The 15,772-nt window shown below is 68.6% G+C and carries 17 protein-coding genes; 7 read left to right on the top strand and 10 right to left on the bottom strand.

Features of this window, described 5'->3' with window-relative positions; genetic code table 11:
* Positions 1–20: 20 nt before the first annotated feature.
* The gene (gene dapD / locus ACZ6IE_RS05260; protein ID WP_464607083.1) at positions 21–1,010 is read right to left on the bottom strand and encodes a 2,3,4,5-tetrahydropyridine-2,6-dicarboxylate N-succinyltransferase; all 990 of its coding nucleotides are present in this window, start codon (positions 1,008–1,010) and stop codon (positions 21–23) included.
* Positions 1,011–1,093: 83 nt separating this feature from the next.
* On the opposite strand from dapD, the gene dapE reads away from it, so the two are divergent.
* From dapE to ACZ6IE_RS05275, 3 genes are all read left to right on the top strand, one after another.
* Complete coding sequence (dapE, locus tag ACZ6IE_RS05265) at positions 1,094–2,221, top strand: succinyl-diaminopimelate desuccinylase (protein ID WP_464607084.1); 1,128 nt, start codon at positions 1,094–1,096, stop codon at positions 2,219–2,221.
* Complete coding sequence (locus ACZ6IE_RS05270) at positions 2,218–3,393, top strand: hypothetical protein (protein ID WP_464607085.1); 1,176 nt, start codon at positions 2,218–2,220, stop codon at positions 3,391–3,393. The genes dapE and ACZ6IE_RS05270 overlap by 4 nt, the downstream gene beginning before the upstream one ends.
* A 103-nt stretch (positions 3,394–3,496) precedes the next feature.
* Positions 3,497–3,670: a DUF3117 domain-containing protein gene (locus tag ACZ6IE_RS05275; protein WP_077053565.1), complete on the top strand. Its 174-nt coding sequence runs from the start codon at positions 3,497–3,499 to the stop codon at positions 3,668–3,670.
* Positions 3,671–3,750: 80 nt separating this feature from the next.
* On the opposite strand, the gene ACZ6IE_RS05280 is transcribed toward ACZ6IE_RS05275, so the two are convergent.
* A complete protein-coding gene (locus ACZ6IE_RS05280) occupies positions 3,751–4,380 on the bottom strand; it encodes an O-methyltransferase (protein WP_077053564.1) in 630 nt (209 codons plus the stop codon).
* 82 nt (positions 4,381–4,462) lie between these two features.
* On the opposite strand from ACZ6IE_RS05280, the gene ACZ6IE_RS05285 reads away from it, so the two are divergent.
* Entirely contained in the window at positions 4,463–4,894 is a 432-nt protein-coding gene (locus tag ACZ6IE_RS05285) for a twin-arginine translocase TatA/TatE family subunit (protein ID WP_464607086.1), read from the top strand.
* Between the two features lie 74 nt (positions 4,895–4,968).
* On the opposite strand, the gene ACZ6IE_RS05290 is transcribed toward ACZ6IE_RS05285, so the two are convergent.
* The 3 genes from ACZ6IE_RS05290 to ACZ6IE_RS05300 are packed head-to-tail and all read right to left on the bottom strand — an operon-like array spanning position 4,969 to position 7,967.
* Positions 4,969–6,159: an Mrp/NBP35 family ATP-binding protein gene (locus ACZ6IE_RS05290; RefSeq protein WP_464607087.1), complete on the bottom strand. Its 1,191-nt coding sequence runs from the start codon at positions 6,157–6,159 to the stop codon at positions 4,969–4,971.
* Positions 6,146–6,679, bottom strand: coding sequence for a DUF1003 domain-containing protein (locus ACZ6IE_RS05295; RefSeq protein ID WP_464608586.1), 534 nt, complete (start codon positions 6,677–6,679; stop codon positions 6,146–6,148). Before ACZ6IE_RS05295 ends, ACZ6IE_RS05290 begins: the two co-directional genes overlap by 14 nt.
* Before the next feature lies 1 nt (position 6,680).
* Entirely contained in the window at positions 6,681–7,967 is a 1,287-nt protein-coding gene (locus tag ACZ6IE_RS05300) for a magnesium transporter MgtE N-terminal domain-containing protein (RefSeq protein ID WP_077053562.1), read from the bottom strand.
* 67 nt (positions 7,968–8,034) lie between these two features.
* On the opposite strand from ACZ6IE_RS05300, the gene ACZ6IE_RS05305 reads away from it, so the two are divergent.
* Positions 8,035–8,562 (top strand): YflT domain-containing protein, encoded by a 528-nt coding sequence (locus ACZ6IE_RS05305; RefSeq protein ID WP_464607088.1) that lies wholly within the window; start codon positions 8,035–8,037, stop codon positions 8,560–8,562.
* Positions 8,563–8,646: 84 nt separating this feature from the next.
* Here ACZ6IE_RS05305 and ACZ6IE_RS05310 read toward each other — a convergent pair whose 3' ends face one another.
* Together ACZ6IE_RS05310 and ACZ6IE_RS05315 are read right to left on the bottom strand one after the other, a co-directional pair.
* A complete protein-coding gene (locus tag ACZ6IE_RS05310) occupies positions 8,647–10,170 on the bottom strand; it encodes an aminopeptidase P family protein (RefSeq protein ID WP_464607089.1) in 1,524 nt (507 codons plus the stop codon).
* A 57-nt stretch (positions 10,171–10,227) separates the two neighbouring features.
* On the bottom strand, positions 10,228–11,298 hold the full coding sequence (locus ACZ6IE_RS05315; RefSeq protein WP_464607090.1) for an endonuclease/exonuclease/phosphatase family protein: 1,071 nt from the start codon (positions 11,296–11,298) through the stop codon (positions 10,228–10,230).
* 62 nt (positions 11,299–11,360) lie between these two features.
* On the opposite strand from ACZ6IE_RS05315, the gene ACZ6IE_RS05320 reads away from it, so the two are divergent.
* Positions 11,361–12,230, top strand: a complete 870-nt coding sequence (locus ACZ6IE_RS05320; RefSeq protein ID WP_464607091.1) for a PHP domain-containing protein — start codon at positions 11,361–11,363, stop codon at positions 12,228–12,230.
* 296 nt (positions 12,231–12,526) lie between these two features.
* On the opposite strand, the gene ACZ6IE_RS05325 is transcribed toward ACZ6IE_RS05320, so the two are convergent.
* Positions 12,527–14,110, bottom strand: a complete 1,584-nt coding sequence (locus ACZ6IE_RS05325; protein ID WP_464608587.1) for a DEAD/DEAH box helicase — start codon at positions 14,108–14,110, stop codon at positions 12,527–12,529.
* A 116-nt stretch (positions 14,111–14,226) separates the two neighbouring features.
* Here ACZ6IE_RS05325 and ACZ6IE_RS05330 point away from each other — a divergent pair, with 116 nt between their 5' ends.
* Complete coding sequence (locus ACZ6IE_RS05330; protein WP_464607092.1) at positions 14,227–14,943, top strand: ferritin-like fold-containing protein; 717 nt, start codon at positions 14,227–14,229, stop codon at positions 14,941–14,943.
* A gap of 187 nt (positions 14,944–15,130) precedes the next feature.
* Here ACZ6IE_RS05330 and ACZ6IE_RS05335 read toward each other — a convergent pair whose 3' ends face one another.
* Complete coding sequence (locus tag ACZ6IE_RS05335; RefSeq protein WP_464607093.1) at positions 15,131–15,418, bottom strand: hypothetical protein; 288 nt, start codon at positions 15,416–15,418, stop codon at positions 15,131–15,133.
* Positions 15,419–15,423: 5 nt separating this feature from the next.
* A complete protein-coding gene (locus ACZ6IE_RS05340) occupies positions 15,424–15,648 on the bottom strand; it encodes a DUF3107 domain-containing protein (protein ID WP_077053555.1) in 225 nt (74 codons plus the stop codon).
* Positions 15,649–15,772: the final 124 nt, after the last annotated feature.

Below are 15,772 nucleotides of genomic sequence, written 5' to 3' on the forward strand. Positions count from 1 at the left end.
GATGCTCGATGCCTAAGCGGTTAGGCGTGCAGCGCCTCATTGAGCACGACGCCCGCGCCCGTGCGGGGCAGCACCTCGACGGCGCCCGTCACCGAGTTGCGGCGGAACAGCAGCCCGGCCACCCCCGACAACTCGACGGCCTTCACGGTGCGCGGCGTGCCATCGGCCTTCTTCTGCCCGTCGAGCACGACGACTTTGGTGCCGGCGGTGACGTAGAGCCCGGCCTCGACCACGCTGTCATCGCCGATCGAGATGCCGATGCCGGAGTTGGCGCCGAGTAGCGCCCGCTCGCCGATCGACACGCGCTGCGTGCCGCCGCCCGAGAGGGTGCCCATGATCGACGCGCCGCCGCCGATGTCGGATCCGTTGCCCACGACCACGCCCTGCGAGATGCGGCCCTCGACCATCGATTGACCGAGCGTGCCGGCGTTGAAGTTGACGAAACCCTCGTGCATGACGGTGGTGCCGGGGGCGAGGTGCGCGCCCAAACGCACACGTGAGGCATCCGCGATACGCACGCCGCGGGGCGTGACGTAGTCGATGAGGCGCGGGAACTTGTCGATCGCGGTGGCATGGATGCCTGCCCGCTGCAGGGCCGGGCGCAGTCGCGTGAAGTCGTCGGGGTGCACAGGGCCAGCGTTCGTCCACACGACTATGGGCAAGTGCCCGAAGATGCCGTCGAGCGAGAGCGTGTTGGGCGCCACGAGCGTGTGCGACAGCAGGTGCAGGCGCAGGTAGGCGTCGGGCGTGGACGCGGGGGCTGCATCGAGGTCGATCTCGACCGTGACGATGTCGACGCGCACGTTGCGGCGCTCGTCGTCGCCGGCCAATGCCTCGATCTCGGCGGGGGCGATCCATCGCTCGCGGCCCTCGGGAATGCGGCCGAGCTGCGGCTCGGGGAACCACGTGTCGAGCACGGTGCCGTCTCCGGCGATGGTGGCGAGGCCATAACCCCACGCGGATGTCGGTCGGGCGGTCTCGTCGGCGGGGGAGGTCTGCGCGCTGGTCATGTCTCCAGGCTAGCGAATGGTGCCGACGCGGGTTCGCGTGTGACGCCCAGGATCGGTGTCCGGCTTCACCCTAAACTGATGCCATGACTGACGTCTCCACGCCCTCACTCGACCTCAGCCAGTCCACCCCCGAGATCACCCGGCAGATCTGCGACATCGAGTCGGTCTCGGGAAACGAGGGCGCTCTCGCCGACGCCATCGAGGCCGCCGTCTCGGGGCTGCCGCACCTCGAGGTCATCCGTATCGGGCACAACGTCGTCGCGCGCACCCGCTTGGGCCGCGCCGAACGCGTCGTCATCGCGGGCCACATCGACACCGTGCCGCTCAACGACAATCTCCCGACACGCTGGGAGCAGATCGACGGCGTCGACCATCTGTGGGGCCGTGGAACGGTCGACATGAAGTCGGGCGTTGCCGTGCAGCTGAAGCTCGCGGTCGAGCTGACCGACCCCCGGGTCGACATCACGTGGATGTGGTACGAGAACGAGGAGGTCTCCTCAGAGCTCAACGGCCTGGGCATCCTCGCCGCGGCGCGCCCCGATCTGTTCGAGGCCGATTTCGCCATTCTGGGCGAGCCCTCCAACAGCCAGATCGAAGGCGGATGCAATGGCACCATCCGCATCGAGGTGCGAACATTCGGCACGCGCGCGCATTCGGCCCGCAGCTGGGTCGGAGAGAACGCCATCCACGCCGCCGGTCCCGTGCTCGACGTGCTGTCGCGCTACGAGGCCGCTCAGGTCGAGGTCGATTCGCTCGTCTACCGCGAGGGCCTGAACGCCGTGGGCATCTCGGGCGGCATCGCCGGCAACGTCATCCCCGACGAGTGCATGGTGCACATCAACTATCGTTTCGCGCCCGACAAGACCGCCGACCAGGCGATCGCCCACCTCGAGCACCTGTTCGGGGCGTGGGACATCACGGTCGTCGACCGGGCCGAGGGGGCGCGGCCGGGGCTCGACGCTCCGCTCGCGCGCGCCTTCGCCGAGGCCGTCGGCGGTGACCCGAAACCGAAGTACGGCTGGACCGATGTGGCCCGGTTCTCGGCCCTCGGCGTGCCCGCCGTCAACTACGGCCCCGGCGACCCCGTGAAGGCGCATGCCGACGACGAGCGCGTGTCTGTGCAGCAGATCCTCGACTGCGAGGCCGGGCTGCGGTCGTGGCTCCAGGCGGCCGGTGCCGGTACTGGGGACGGCACCGAGGCGGTTCGGTGATCGCACGCTGGACGCGCCTGCCCTGGTGGGCGCAAGTCCTTCTCATCTTCGCCGCCGCGCGCGGCGTCACGACCGTCATCATGATGGGCTTCGCGCGCGGGCAGCTCATGAACGCGTGGACGGGCGCGTCGCCCGACTACGGTGCCTTCGCCACCATGTGGGACAGCCGGTGGTACAACATCGTCGCGTTCTCGGGATATCCGTCGGTGCTGCCGATCAGCGCCGAGGGCCACGTGCAGCAAAACGCGTGGGCGTTCATGCCGGTGTACCCCTTCACGGTGCGCGGACTCATGACCGTGACGGGACTGGAGTGGAACGCCGTATCCCTCGTCGTCGCCATAGCGTTCGGGTTCGGTGCGGCGCTCATGTTCTACAAGCTCATGCGCCGCGTGCAGGGGCACGGCTCGTCGCTGTTCGCGGTCGTCCTGTTCTCGGTCGCGCCCGCCTCGCCCGTATTGCAGGTGGGTTATGCCGAGTCGATGCAGCTCTTCTTCATCGCGCTCGCCCTCTACCTGACTCTCGAGCGGCGGTATGTCGCGCTCATCCCGGTCGTGATCGTGATGTCGTTCGTGCGGCCGACGGGGCTGGCGTTCGCGCTCTTCCTCGGGCTGCACGTCGTCTACCGCTGGTTCACGCGTCGCAGAGATCCGTTCCCGGCGCGACAGATCGCGGCGGCGGTCGGGGCGACGGCGACCTCGCTCGTGGCCGGATTCGCCTGGCCCGCCATCGCCGGCATCGTGACGGGCGACATCCATTCGTACACGCAGACCGAGCTGTCGTGGCGCGCCGACTACATCGGCTATCAGGAGTTGCTGCCCTTCACTCCGTGGATCCAGGGCTTCCACTGGTGGTTCGGGCCCGTCTACGGCACGATCTTCCTCGTCGCGCTCGTGCTGGCGTTCGCGCTCATTCTATTCACGCCGCTCGTGAAGCGCCTGGGCGTCGACCTGCGGCTCTGGTTGGCAAGCTACGCGCTCTATCTCCTCGCGGTGTTCTTCCCGCAGTCGAGCACGTTCCGGCTGCTGGCGCCGATGTTCCCCCTCCTCGGCGCGCTGGCCATGCCCAAGAACAAGATCTACCGGGTGGCGCTCGTCGTGCTCAGCGTGGCGGGCCAATGGGTCTGGCTCGAGTGGTGCTGGCGCGTCAACGGCGCCGACTGGACGCCGCCGTAACGAGCATTACTCGCTCGACACCTGTAGTTCACTGGCGCGCGATTTCGTAAAGGGCGGTTCGACACCGGATAATAGGGAGTACTTAGCCACGAAAGGGGATCGCATGGCAGCGATGAAACCAAGGACCGGAGACGGCCCAATGGAGGCTGTTAAGGAGGGTCGGCTCATCATTGTGCGCGTACCGCTCGAAGGTGGGGGCCGACTCGTCGTCTCGGTGAATGATGCCGAAGCGAAAGAGTTGCACGATGCACTGGCCGGAGTAGTCTCCGGAGCTTGATCAACCCGAACGATTGAAGGGCGGATGCTTCAGCATCCGCCCTTCGTTCGTTAAACGCCGCGCGCGCCGGGCGCCCGCGGCTAGTAGCGCGTCGTCAGCTGAAGCAGGCCGTCGCCAACGGGGGAGAGGGCGGCCACGACGGCGTCGGACGCGGCGATCTCCTGCACGAGCGTGCGGAACGACGTGGTGACCTCGTCGCGCTGGGCGGGGTCGGAGACGCGTCCGCGCCAGAGCGCGCGCGGCACGAGCACGGTTCCGCCGGGGCGAACGAGACGCAGGCCGTGCTCGACGTTCTCGATCACCTGCGCGGGGTCGCCGTCGACGAAGACGATGTCATAGGAGTTCTCGTTCATGCGGGGCAGCACGTCGAGCGCGCGTCCCGTGATGAGGCGCACGCGGTTGGGCGCGATGCCCGCGTCGGTGAACGACTGGCGAGCCACCGACTGCAGCTCGGTCTCGGCCTCGATCGAGGTCAGCACGGCGCGCGGCGACGCCGACAGCAGCCAGAGACCCGACACGCCGGTTCCCGTGCCGATCTCGACGATGTTCTGGGCATTCGTGGCGGCCGCGATCAGTGCGCTCTGTGCGCCGACGGCGGGCGAGATCGGCTCGATGCCCATCTCGAGGGCGTGCCGACGGGCGCGCGCGATCGGTTCGGCCTCGTTGACGATCTGGTCGGCGTACTTCCAGTTCGAATCTTGCTCTGACACGGTTGCTCCCAGGGATGTTTGACGTCAGGATATCGGGGGAACTCGCGGCCGGCGGTGAGGCGCGGCGCGGTAGTCTGATGTTGTGTTCGGCCTGACTTTCGAAAAGCTCCTCATCATCGGGGTCATTGCCGTCTTCATCCTCGGCCCTGAGCGGTTGCCGCACTACGCCGCACAGTTCGCCAAACTCGTGCGCACGGTGCGCGATATGGCACGCGGGGCGAAAGATCGCATGCGCGACGAGATGGGTCCCGAGTTCGACGACGTCGACTGGCAGAAGCTCGACCCGCGGCAATACGACCCGCGTCGAATCATCCGCGAGGCCCTTCTCGAAGAAGACGCACCGGCACCGCCTCCCCGCCTGAGTGCACCGGGTGCCGGCGCCGCTACCTCTCCGGCCATGAATGCTTCCGCGGCACCCCGTGCTGTGGCCCTGGCTGCCGCCAGCGACCGCGTGGGGCGTTTGCAGCGCGGCGAGGCGGTCGGAGCCCCGCCCTTCGACACCGAAGCTACCTAGGCCGCTACCCGTGCGCGCTCCTGTCGACGCTTTTTCACGAGTGGCACACCCGGAGTGCGATGGTGACGCGTTGTCTACCGAGTGCTGAAACCGAGCTTGCGGCCGGCGAGGCCACGACCGACCGCGAGTAGCTGGTCCGCCGCAGCGCGGATGGCGACGCTTGCGGGGTCGGACGGGTCGCTGAGAACGACGGGGGCTCCGGCATCCCCACCCTCGCGGAGAGCGACGCTGAGGGGAACTTGCGCCAGGAGCGGCACGGGGGAGCCGACCGACGCGCCGAGGCGCTCGGCCACCTGGGCGCCGCCGCCCTCGCCGAAGAGATGCAGCACGCTGCCGTCCGGCTGCGCGAGGCCAGACATGTTCTCGATGACGCCGACCACGCGCTGGCCGGTCTGGCGCGCGACCACGCCACTTCGCTCCGCGACATCCGCGGCGGCCGGTTGCGGGGTGGTCACGACGAGCACCTCGGCGTTGGGCAGCAGCTGCCCGATCGAGATGGCCACATCACCCGTGCCGGGCGGCAGGTCGAGCAGCAGCACGTCGAGGTCGCCGAAGTAGACGTCGGTGAGGAACTGGCCGATGGTGCGGTGCAGCATGGGCCCGCGCCACGCGACGGCCGCCTGGGTGTCGTCGACGAACATGCCGATCGAGATGACCTTCACACCGTGGGCGACGGGCGGCAGGATCATGTCGTCGACGCGCGTGGGGCGAGGAGCCCGGCCGGCGGCGTCGACGAGACCGAGCACGCCGGGGATGCTGAAACCGTGCACATCGGCGTCGACCACGCCGACGCGCAGACCACGGAGGGCGAGCTCGGCCGCGAGGTTGGCCGTGAGCGTCGATTTGCCCACGCCGCCCTTGCCGCTCGTCACGGCGATGACGCGCGTGAGGGTGCCGGGGCCGAAGGGCATCTCGCGGCGGGCGCCGTCTCCGCGCAACTTCTCGGTCAGGGCGCGTCGTTCGGCGGGGGTCATGACGCCGACGGCGATGCGGGCATCGGTGACTCCGGGCACGCCGGCGACGGCCGCGGTCACGTCACGTTCGATGGCCGTAGCTGCGGGGCATCCGACGATCGTCAGCTTGATCGCGACATCGGCCTCGCCCGTCTCACCCACGCGGATGTCTCCCACCATGTCGAGCTCGGTGATGGGTTTGCGGATCTCGGGGTCGATGACGCCGTCGAGCGCCCGGCGGATGAGCGCCGCAACGGGGGAGTCCTGCAGCGCGTCGTCGGGCCGGTCGGAGCTAGGGTCAGCGCCCGCCATCGCCGGCGGTTCCCGTCTGCTCGGGTTCGGGCCGGTCCTTCTCGAGCTCTTCGAGAAGCGAGCGCAGCTCTTGCCGGATGAACTCCTTCGAGGCCATGTCTTTCATCGCCAGGCGAAGTGCCACGACCTCGCGCGCCAGGTATTCGGTGTCGGCGAGGTTGCGCTCGGCGCGCTGGCGGTCCTGCTCGATCTGCACGCGGTCGCGGTCGTCTTGACGGTTCTGCGCAAGCAGGATGAGGGGCGCGGCGTAGGACGCCTGCAGCGACAGGATGAGGGTCAGCGCCGTGAAGCCGAGCGCCGCCGAGTCGAAGCGGAAGTTCTCGGGGCCCCACGTGTTGTAGCCGATCCACACGAGGCAGAAGAACGTGAGGATGAGCAGGAACCACGGCGTGCCCATGGCGCGCGCGACCCATTCGGTGGCGCGGCCGAAGCGGTCGCGCGATTCGCGGTTGCGGGCGGGCAGCACCGAGGGGCGCAGGCCCTTGGGTGCGTCGAGGCGGCTGTTGTCGGTGCGACGGATCTTAGCCACGGAGGTTCCTCCTCACGGCGGGGGTGCGGCGGGCGCGGCCATCGTCGTCGGCGTGGGAACGCCAGTCGTTCGGCAGCAAATAGTCGAGCACGTCGTCGATCGTCACCACCCCGACGAGGCGGTGTTTCTCGTCGACCACGGGCACCGACACGAGGTCGTAGCTCGCCAGGATGCGGGACACTTCGGCGGCCGAGGTCTCGGGTGTCGCCGGGTCGAGGCTCTGGTCCATGATCGACCCGAGGCGCTCGTGCGGCGGGTAACGCAGCATGCGTTGGAAGTGCACCATGCCGAGGAAGCGGCCGGTCGGCGGCTCATAGGGCGGCAGCGTGATGCACACGGCCGCACCGAGCGCGGGGGCGAGGTCGGCGCGGCGGATCATGGCGAGGGCCTCGGCCACGGTCGAATCGGCCGACAGGATGATGGGCTCTGTGGTCATGAGACCGCCGGCGGTGTCGGGCGCGAAGCTCAAAAGCATGCGCACGTCTTCGGCTTCTTCGGGCTCCATGAGCTCGAGCAGGTGCTCGCCGCGCTCTTCGGGAAGTTGGGCGATGAGGTCGGCCGCGTCATCGGGCTGCATGTGGTCGAGCACGTCGGCGGCGCGATCGTCGTCGAGCTGCCCCAGGATCTGCACCTGGTCTTTTTCGGGCATCTCTTCGAGCGCATCGGCGAGCCGGTCGTCGGACAATTCTTCGGCCACCTCGATCATGCGCTCGCGCGGCAGGTCGAGCAGGGTGTTCGCGAGGTCGGCGGGCTTCAGGTCGCTGTAGGTGGCGATGAGCTGCTCGGCCGACTGGGCCTCGCCGCCCTGCGGCTTCTCGCGGATCTCGCGCCACGTGACGAACGAGGTGGCACCCTTGGCGAACGGCGACGAGGATGCTTTCGGCTGGCGCACGAAGTACTGGCTCACGGCCCACTCGCCGGGCGCCGATTCTTCGATGGCGACGTCCTCGATGGTCGCCTCGCCGGGCTTGTCGGTGAAGAGCACCTTGCGGCCGAGCAGCTCGGCGATCACGCGCACCTCGCCGCCCCGCTGTTCGAAACGACGCACGTTGATGAGGCCCGTCGTGATGATCTGACCGGATGCAATGGAGGTCACGCGCCCGATGGACACGAACACACGTCGCTTGCCCGGAATCTCGACGAGCAGGCCGACCACACGGGGCGGGTCGTTTTTTCGGTAGACCACCAGGACGTCGCGAACCTTGCCCACGCGGTCGCCCGCGGGGTCGAACACGATGCACCCGGCCAGGCGGGCGACGAAAATCCTCGTGGTACTCACCCCTCTAATCTAGTCGCCCCGCCCGAAGCCGGATGCCTCGCACAGACGGGTCTGAGAAGATGAGGGGGTGAGCACACAACAACCAGGACGTGCCGGCGGTCGGGCCGGATTCGACGGGCAGATTCCCCGCGGCGAGACCGTGGCGAGCTTTGAGACCTACGAGGCCGCGCAGCAGGCGGTCGACCGCCTCGCGGGCGCCGACTTCCCCGTCAAGCAGCTGTCGATCGTGGGCGACGGCTTGAAGAGCGTCGAACGCGTCACGGGCAAGCTGAGCTACGGCCGCGCGGCCGGTGGCGGCGCGCTGAGCGGCGCTTGGCTGGGTCTCTTCTTCGGCCTGCTGCTCGTGATCGTCAACCCGGCGTCGAGCCTCGCGTTCGTCGGCGCGGCCATCCTCATCGGTGCGGCCTTCGGCATGATGTTCACCATCGTCACGTATTCGCTCAACCGTCGTCGCCGCGACTTCACGTCGGTCATGCAGGTGCTCGCCACGAGCTACACCGTGATCGTGGCGCCCGAGTTGGCGAACCGCGCGCGCAACATTTTGAGCCAGCCCGAGGGGTCTGGCGACCGGCAGGGGGGCCAGGGGCCCTTCTAGCCTGCGCTGCGCACAACGCCGAGAGGCCGACATCCGTGCTGGATGTCGGCCTCTCGCGTGTCAGAGCCCGCTTCGGTGTGCGCGCTAGGCGTTGAGGCGCGCGATCCACGCCTCGACGTCGTCGGCAGTGCGAGGGATGCCGGCCGACAGGTTCTCGGCGCCGTCGGCGGTCACCAGGATGTCGTCCTCGATGCGCACGCCGATGCCGCGGAACTCGGGCGCCACGGTCAGGTCGTCGGGCTGGAAGTAGAGGCCGGGTTCGATCGTGAACACCATGCCCTCTTTCACGATGCCGTCGTGGTACATCTCGCGGCGGGCCTGCGCGCAGTCGTGCACGTCGATGCCGAGGTGGTGGCTGGTGCCGTGCACCATGTAGCGGCGGTGATACTGGTTGTCGGGTTGCATCGACTCTTCGGCGCTGACGGGCAGGAAGCCCCACTCGGCCGTCTTCTGCGCGATGACCCGCATGGCCTCGGCGTGCACGTCGCGGAACGTGATGCCGGGCTTCACGATGTGGAACGCGGCATCCGCTGCCTCGCGCACGGCCTCATAGACGAGACGCTGCACATCGGTGAAGGTGCCGTTGGCCGGCAGGGTGCGCGTGATGTCGGCCGTGTAGAGGCTGTCGAGTTCGACGCCCGCGTCGAGCAGCATGAGGTCGCCGGGCGTGACGGGGCCGTCGTTGCGCGTCCAGTGCAGAATGCAGGCGTGGGGCCCGGATGCCGCGATCGTGTCGTAGCCCACGGCATTGCCGTCGGCGCGGGCCCGGGTGTAGAAGACCCCCTCGACCAGGCGTTCGCCGCGTTCGTGCTGCGTGATGCGGCCGAAGTCGGCGATGACGTCGTCGAAACCGCGCTGGGTGGCGTCGACGGCCTGTCGCATCTGCTCGATCTCGTACGCGTCCTTGACGAGGCGCATCTCCGAGGCGAACTGCGTGAGCTCGGCGTCCTCCTCGACCGTGCGGTCGATGGCCGTTGCCTGGAACTCGTCGAGGTGCGCCGTCTCGATGCCGAGATCGGCGGCGACCTGGGCGAGGGAGGGCCGCGCACCGATCCAGAATTCACCGATGGCCGAGTTGGCGTAGAACTCGGGGCTCGTGCGGTCGGCGCGCTCGCGGAAGTAGAGCGTGACCTCGTGGGTGTCGCCCGCTGGCTCGAACACGAGCACGGCGTCGGGCTCGCTGTCGCTGCCCCATCCGGTCAGGTAGGTGAAGACGGTGTGTGCGCGGAAGGGATAGTCGGTGTCGTTCGAGCGCTGCTTGGGGGAGCCTGCGGGCACGACGAGTCGTTGACCGGGAAATGCGGCCGAGAGCGTGTCGCGACGGCGTGCGGCGAAGGGCGCCTGCTCGCGGGGCGCGGGAAGCTCGTCGACGCGCTCGGCCCACTTCGAGCCGATGAACTGCTGGAACTGGTTCGACGACGGTGTCGTTGAGCGATTCTCGGTGCCCTCGGGCTGCTCGACGGGCTCGGCGCCCGGGGCAGGCTCGGTGGTCTGCTGGGTCTGCTGGGTCTGCTGGGTCTGCTCGATGCCCTGCTCGGCGCGCACGGGCTGCTCTGCGGTCTCGGTGTGCACGGAGTCGGCGTGCGCGGTGTCAGTCGAATGGCTCATCCGTCCATTCTCCCACCACCCGGGCCTTCGAATATGAGGGATGCCCGAGGAGCGGACTCAGGGGGTGGGGGAGAGCGTCGCGATGACGGGTCGGTGGTCGCTGCCCGAGTCGTCGAGGTCGGTCACGACGCGCATCCCGGTGACCGTCCACTTGGATCCCGCCATGACGTGGTCGATGGGCGACCCGAGGAGGGCCGGGACGTCGGTCGGCCACGTTCCGAGCCCGGCGGCACCCGCTCGGGACGCGGCATCCGTGCACTGGCCGAGGGTGGTGCCGTCGCCCGTGCCGAGCCCGGCCATGTGGTCGATCGTGGCGTTGAAGTCGCCCGCCATGATGACGTCGTCGCTCGAGCACTGCCGGGCGAGCCACCGCAGATCGGCTCGCCAGTTCTGCATTTGGGGTTGAGAGGGGGAGACGGCGTGGGCGGCGACGATCGTGGGGCCGACGCCATCCGAGGGCGTGGCGATGACGGTGGGAAGCACGGCCGTGTTCTCGGCGCGGTTCTCGTTGCTCGTGACCGTGTCGTAGTCGCCGAGGCTGGGGCTGATCAACAGGGTGGTCGAGCGGGCGGGAGAGATCTGGTCGAACGCCACGGTCTTGACCCACATGGGCAGACCGGCGGCGCGCATCTGCAGCGCGACCTCGACCCCCGTCGCTTCGGTGGTCTCGGGCAACACGATGACGTTGGCGCGCGAGTCGATGGCGAGTCGGGCGATCTTGTCGGAACCCGGCGCGTCGCCCAGGGTGTTCCACGAGAGCACGGTGATGTCTTGACCGGTCGCGGCGTCGCCATCGGCATCGGCATAGGCATCGCTGGCGGACGCGTCGGATGCCGGGGGCGCCTCGGTGCCCGTGATGCCGCGCACGCCGATGATGGCCACGTTGGAGACGCTGAACAGCGCGAAGAGCACGGCCAGGGTGCCCGCGAAGGCACGAAGCGGCCGGGCGAGCGCGAGAAGCAGGCACACGATGAGCGCGACGACCCCCGCAAGCACGAGCCCCCCGCGCAAGGCCACGGCCTGAGCGACCGGGAACGCGCCCTGGAACCCGAAGAACTGTGGCCACGCGAGCACGAGCAGGCCGACGGCGACAGCGATGGTGACGAGCGCACCCAGGAACTTGAACATCGGCATCACCCTAACCAGCCGCTCCTGAGAAACCTCCGCGCACGGCGCAATAGACTGGGGGGATGACTGCAGAGGCCGGTTTCCCCGCACCCGCCGATCTGCACACCCACTCGCGGGTCTCCGACGGCACCGAGACGCCCAGCCAGCTCGTCCGTGCCGCCCGCGAGGCCGGTCTCGGCACGGTGGCGCTCACCGACCACGACTCCACGGCGGGGTGGCACGAAGCATCCGAGGCCGCCGTCGACAACGGCATCACGCTCATCCCGGGCATGGAACTCAGCACGCGGCACGGATGGCGGAGCGTGCACCTGCTCGCCTACCTCTTCGACCCCACCAACGGCGACCTCGTCGAAGAGACCGCGCGCATCAGGCAGTCCCGGCTCACACGCGCCGAGACGATCGTGCAGAAGCTGTCGGCCGACTACGACCTCACGTGGGCGGATGTCGTCGAGCAGACCACCCCGGGAACGACGATCGGCCGGCCCCACATCGCCGACGCGCTCGTGGCCCGCGGGTTCGTGCCCACGCGCAGCGAAGCCTTCGCCGGTATCCTGCACCCGGCCACGGGGTACTACCTGCCGCATTACGCCCCAGACACGCTCGACGGCGTGCGGCTCGTGCGTGCGGCCGGCGGCATCCCCGTCATCGCCCACCCCGCCACGCGCGGCCGAGACAACGTGCTCGACGAGGAGTACATCGCGGCGCTCGCCGAGGCCGGGCTGTTCGGGCTCGAGATCGATCACCGCGAGAACACGCCCGACGGCCGCGTTCGACTGCACGAGCTGGCCGAGACGTATGGCCTGCGCATAACGGGGTCGAGCGACTATCACGGTTCGGGCAAGCCCAACCGTCTCGGCGAGAACACGACGGCCCCCGAGGTCGTTCAGGCCATCGCCGACGAGGCGACGGGCTGGGAGCCCGTTCGGCCGTAGCGCCGCAGCGGCGGTCACGGCGAAGACTCCGCGCGTGCGGAGCCGGGCGGCCGGATTTTGCGCGCAACGCAGTCGGCCCGGTTGCCGGCCGGGCCCAGCCTGTTCTTCGCTCACCCTCGTCGGATCGAGGGGCGAGGTACTTCGTGCTCGGTGTGGGTTGGCTGTGCCAAGAGCCGTGCGGCCTGCTGGGCGGCCCCGGCACGTCGACTCGATATGCGAGAAGCGCCCAGCATCCGGCTGGACGTCGAGCGCTTCTCAGGCTGTGGTCGGCGCACAGCGCGCCGACCGAACCGGGGTTATTCGGGCTTGGGGCCGCGGCGACGCGAGCGGTTGCGGCGGCGCGGAGCGCTGTTGCCGTCGTGGTGCTCGGTGCCCTGACCGTCGTGCGTGCCGGCGGCAACGGGGGCCTGGTCGGACGAGGTCGAGCCCGCCGCGTCGATGGGTGCGACATCCGCCGTGTTGGATGCCGTGGCACCCGACGTCGTCTGCTCGGACTCGCTGCCCGTGCCCTCGCCCCGACGGCGGTTGCGCGTGCGCGGCGGACGGCTCGAGCCGCCCTCGCCGCGAGCGGAGTCGCCACCGCGCGAACGATCGGAACCGGAACGCTCGGAACCGCCGCGACCGGAGCCCGACTGGCCAGAGCCCGACTGCCCAGAGGCCGTGGCCGAACGCGGGGGACGTGCCACCTCGGCGGCGGGCTTCAGGCGACCCTTGGTGCCGGCCGGGATGTCGAGGTCGCTGAAGAGGTGCGGCGACGACGAGTAGGTCTCGGTGGGCTCGGGCTGGCCGAACTCGAGAGCGCGGTTGATGAGCGCCCACTTGTGCAGGTCGTCCCAGTCGACGAACGTGACGGCGATACCCGTCTTGCCGGCGCGGCCCGTGCGGCCCACGCGGTGCAGGTAGGTCTTCTCGTCTTCGGGGATGGTGTGGTTGATCACGTGGGTCACGTCGTCGACGTCGATACCGCGCGCCGCGACATCCGTAGCAATGAGGATGTCTCGCTTGCCCGCCTTGAACGCCGCCATGGCCCGCTCACGCTGCTCCTGGTTGAGGTCGCCGTGCACGGCCGCGGCGTTGAAGCCCCGATCGTTGAGCTCTTCGACGAGTTTCGCCGCGGCGCGCTTGGTGCGCGTGAATACGACGGTCTTGCCGCGGCCCTCTGCCTGCAGGATGCGCGCGATGACCTCGTCCTTGTCGAGCGAGTGGGCGCGGTAGATGAGGTGCTTGATGTTGGCCTGCGTGAGCCCCTCGTCGGGATCGCTCGCGCGGATGTGGATGGGCTTCGTCATGAAGCGGCGCGCCAGGGCGACGATCGGGCCCGGCATGGTGGCCGAGAAGAGCATGGTGTGGCGGCTCTCGGGCGTCTTCGAGAAGAGCTTCTCGATATCCGCGAGGAAGCCCAGGTCGAGCATCTTGTCGGCCTCGTCGAGCACCATCTCGCGCACGTTGCTCAGGTCGAGCAGGCGCTGGTTGTTGAGGTCGATGAGGCGGCCGGGGGTTCCGACGACGATCTGGGCGCCGGCCCGCAGCTGCTCGATCTGGCCTTCGTAGGCCTTGCCGCCGTAGATGGAGACGATGGCGGTCTTGCGGTTGGACGCCGCGAGCTCGATGTCCTCGGTCACCTGGACGGCGAGTTCACGGGTCGGCACCACGATGAGCGCCTGGACCCCCGGAGCCGGGTCGAGCCCGAGGCGCTGGATCAGCGGAAGACCGAAACCGAAGGTCTTACCCGTTCCCGTTTTGGCCTGGCCGATGATGTCTTGGCCGGCCAGCCCGAGGGGGATGGTCTGTTCCTGGATGGGGAAGGGCTCGAGAATGCCCTTGGATGCAAGAGCATCGACCAAGTCTTGGTCGACGCCGAGATCGGAAAAAGTCACGATTATTCGCCTGTCAGTCATCAATGTGTAGGTCTACGCCTGTCACAGTCACTTCGGGCGTAGGGTCCCGATCCGTCGCCGGGACACTCTCACCCTAGCGGAGCATCTAAGCTGGACCCGTGGTTTCCTGGGTACGGCGTCGTCGCGGAGTGATAGAGCAGTCACGCTCGTCCGCTCGCCGTCGTCCGACGGGCTTCGAGAAAGTCGACTTCTCCGACCTCACGCCCGACGTGGACAGCTACCTCGGTCAGGCCGCCTACGTGCAGCTCGGGTTCTTCCAGGTGCTGAGCGAGCTGAGCGTGACGACATCCGATCTGGGTGCCAAGCAGATCATCGCCCAGGCGGCCGGGTTCGCGCTCGCCAAACACGAGGGCATCGTGTCGGAGATCGTGCGCCGCGAGAAGAAGGCCGACGAGGCCATGGCGCCGTTCGCGCCCGCCGTCGACGAGTTCCTCGTGTCCACCGCCGGCGCGACCAAGAACGAGGCGCTGCTGTCGGTGTACATCACGCAGGGTTTTCTCGACGACCTCTATATCGGTCTGACCGACGGGCTGCCGTCCGATGTCGGGCCGCGCATCGCCAGTCTGCTGGGCAGCGATTCAGGGGCCAACGGCCTCGTCGCCCTGCTCACCGACGCGATCGATGTCGACCCGAAGCGTGCCGATTTCCTCGCCATGTGGGGCCGGCGCCTCGTGGGCGACACACTCCTGCTGGCGCACCACGCCCTGCGCATCAACCCCGGCTCGGCCACTGAAGAAGCTCGCGTCGAGCCCGTCTTCACCGAGCTCATCGCCACCCACACGCGCCGAATGGATGCCCTGGGCCTGACCGCTTAGGGTCTGACCGTGTCGAGCCTGACCGCTGAGGGCCTGACCGCTGAGGGACTGATCGCGTAGACCAGTTCATGTGTGTGCCGCGACGATGCTGGCGGTCGCTAGGTGGCATTCACGGCTAAGCGAGAGACGACGATCGGCCCGCCGCGCTGAGCGCTGGCGGGCCGATCGCTGGTGTTTCTGTGCGGCGCTATCCGCCGAGTTCGACGAGCATGCGACGGTCGCCCTCTTCGCGGCGACGGCCGACCAGGACGTCGACGGCGACCGCGACGATGCCGGAGGCGACAAGCGACACCGCCCAGATCCATCCGCCATCCCACGGCCAGCCGGCCCAGGTGAGGGCCACCCAGACGACGGCGGCGACGATTGCCGCAACTGCCGGGATCAGCGCTTCACCGTGGGTGCTGCGCCGGGGCAGGGCGTATCGAGCGATGAGGCCGATGATGAGGCCGCCGAGCACGACGAAGAGGAGTTCCATGCTGACTAGCCGACGAAGCCGATGCGGCGGGACTCTTCCGAACCGATCTCGACGTAGCCGAGGTTGACGGTGGGGACGAGGTAGACCTTGCCCTTGCTGTCGGTCAGGGAGAAGAATGCCTTGCCGGCTTCGAGAGCCTGGGCGATGACATCCTGCACGTCAGACGCGGACTGCGTCGTCTCGAAGCTGATTTCGCGGGGGCTGTTGGTGATACCGATACGGATTTCCACAGGATGAGCCTTTCGATTGCCTACCTGCCCAGATTACGGCACCACCGGCGGCCGGATGCACCCGCGGCACTCGCCGACAGCGAACACGCGGACGGCCGAGCGCCACCCCGCCGATGTCGGTGGT

Source organism: Okibacterium sp. AC114 (assembly GCF_979253355.1).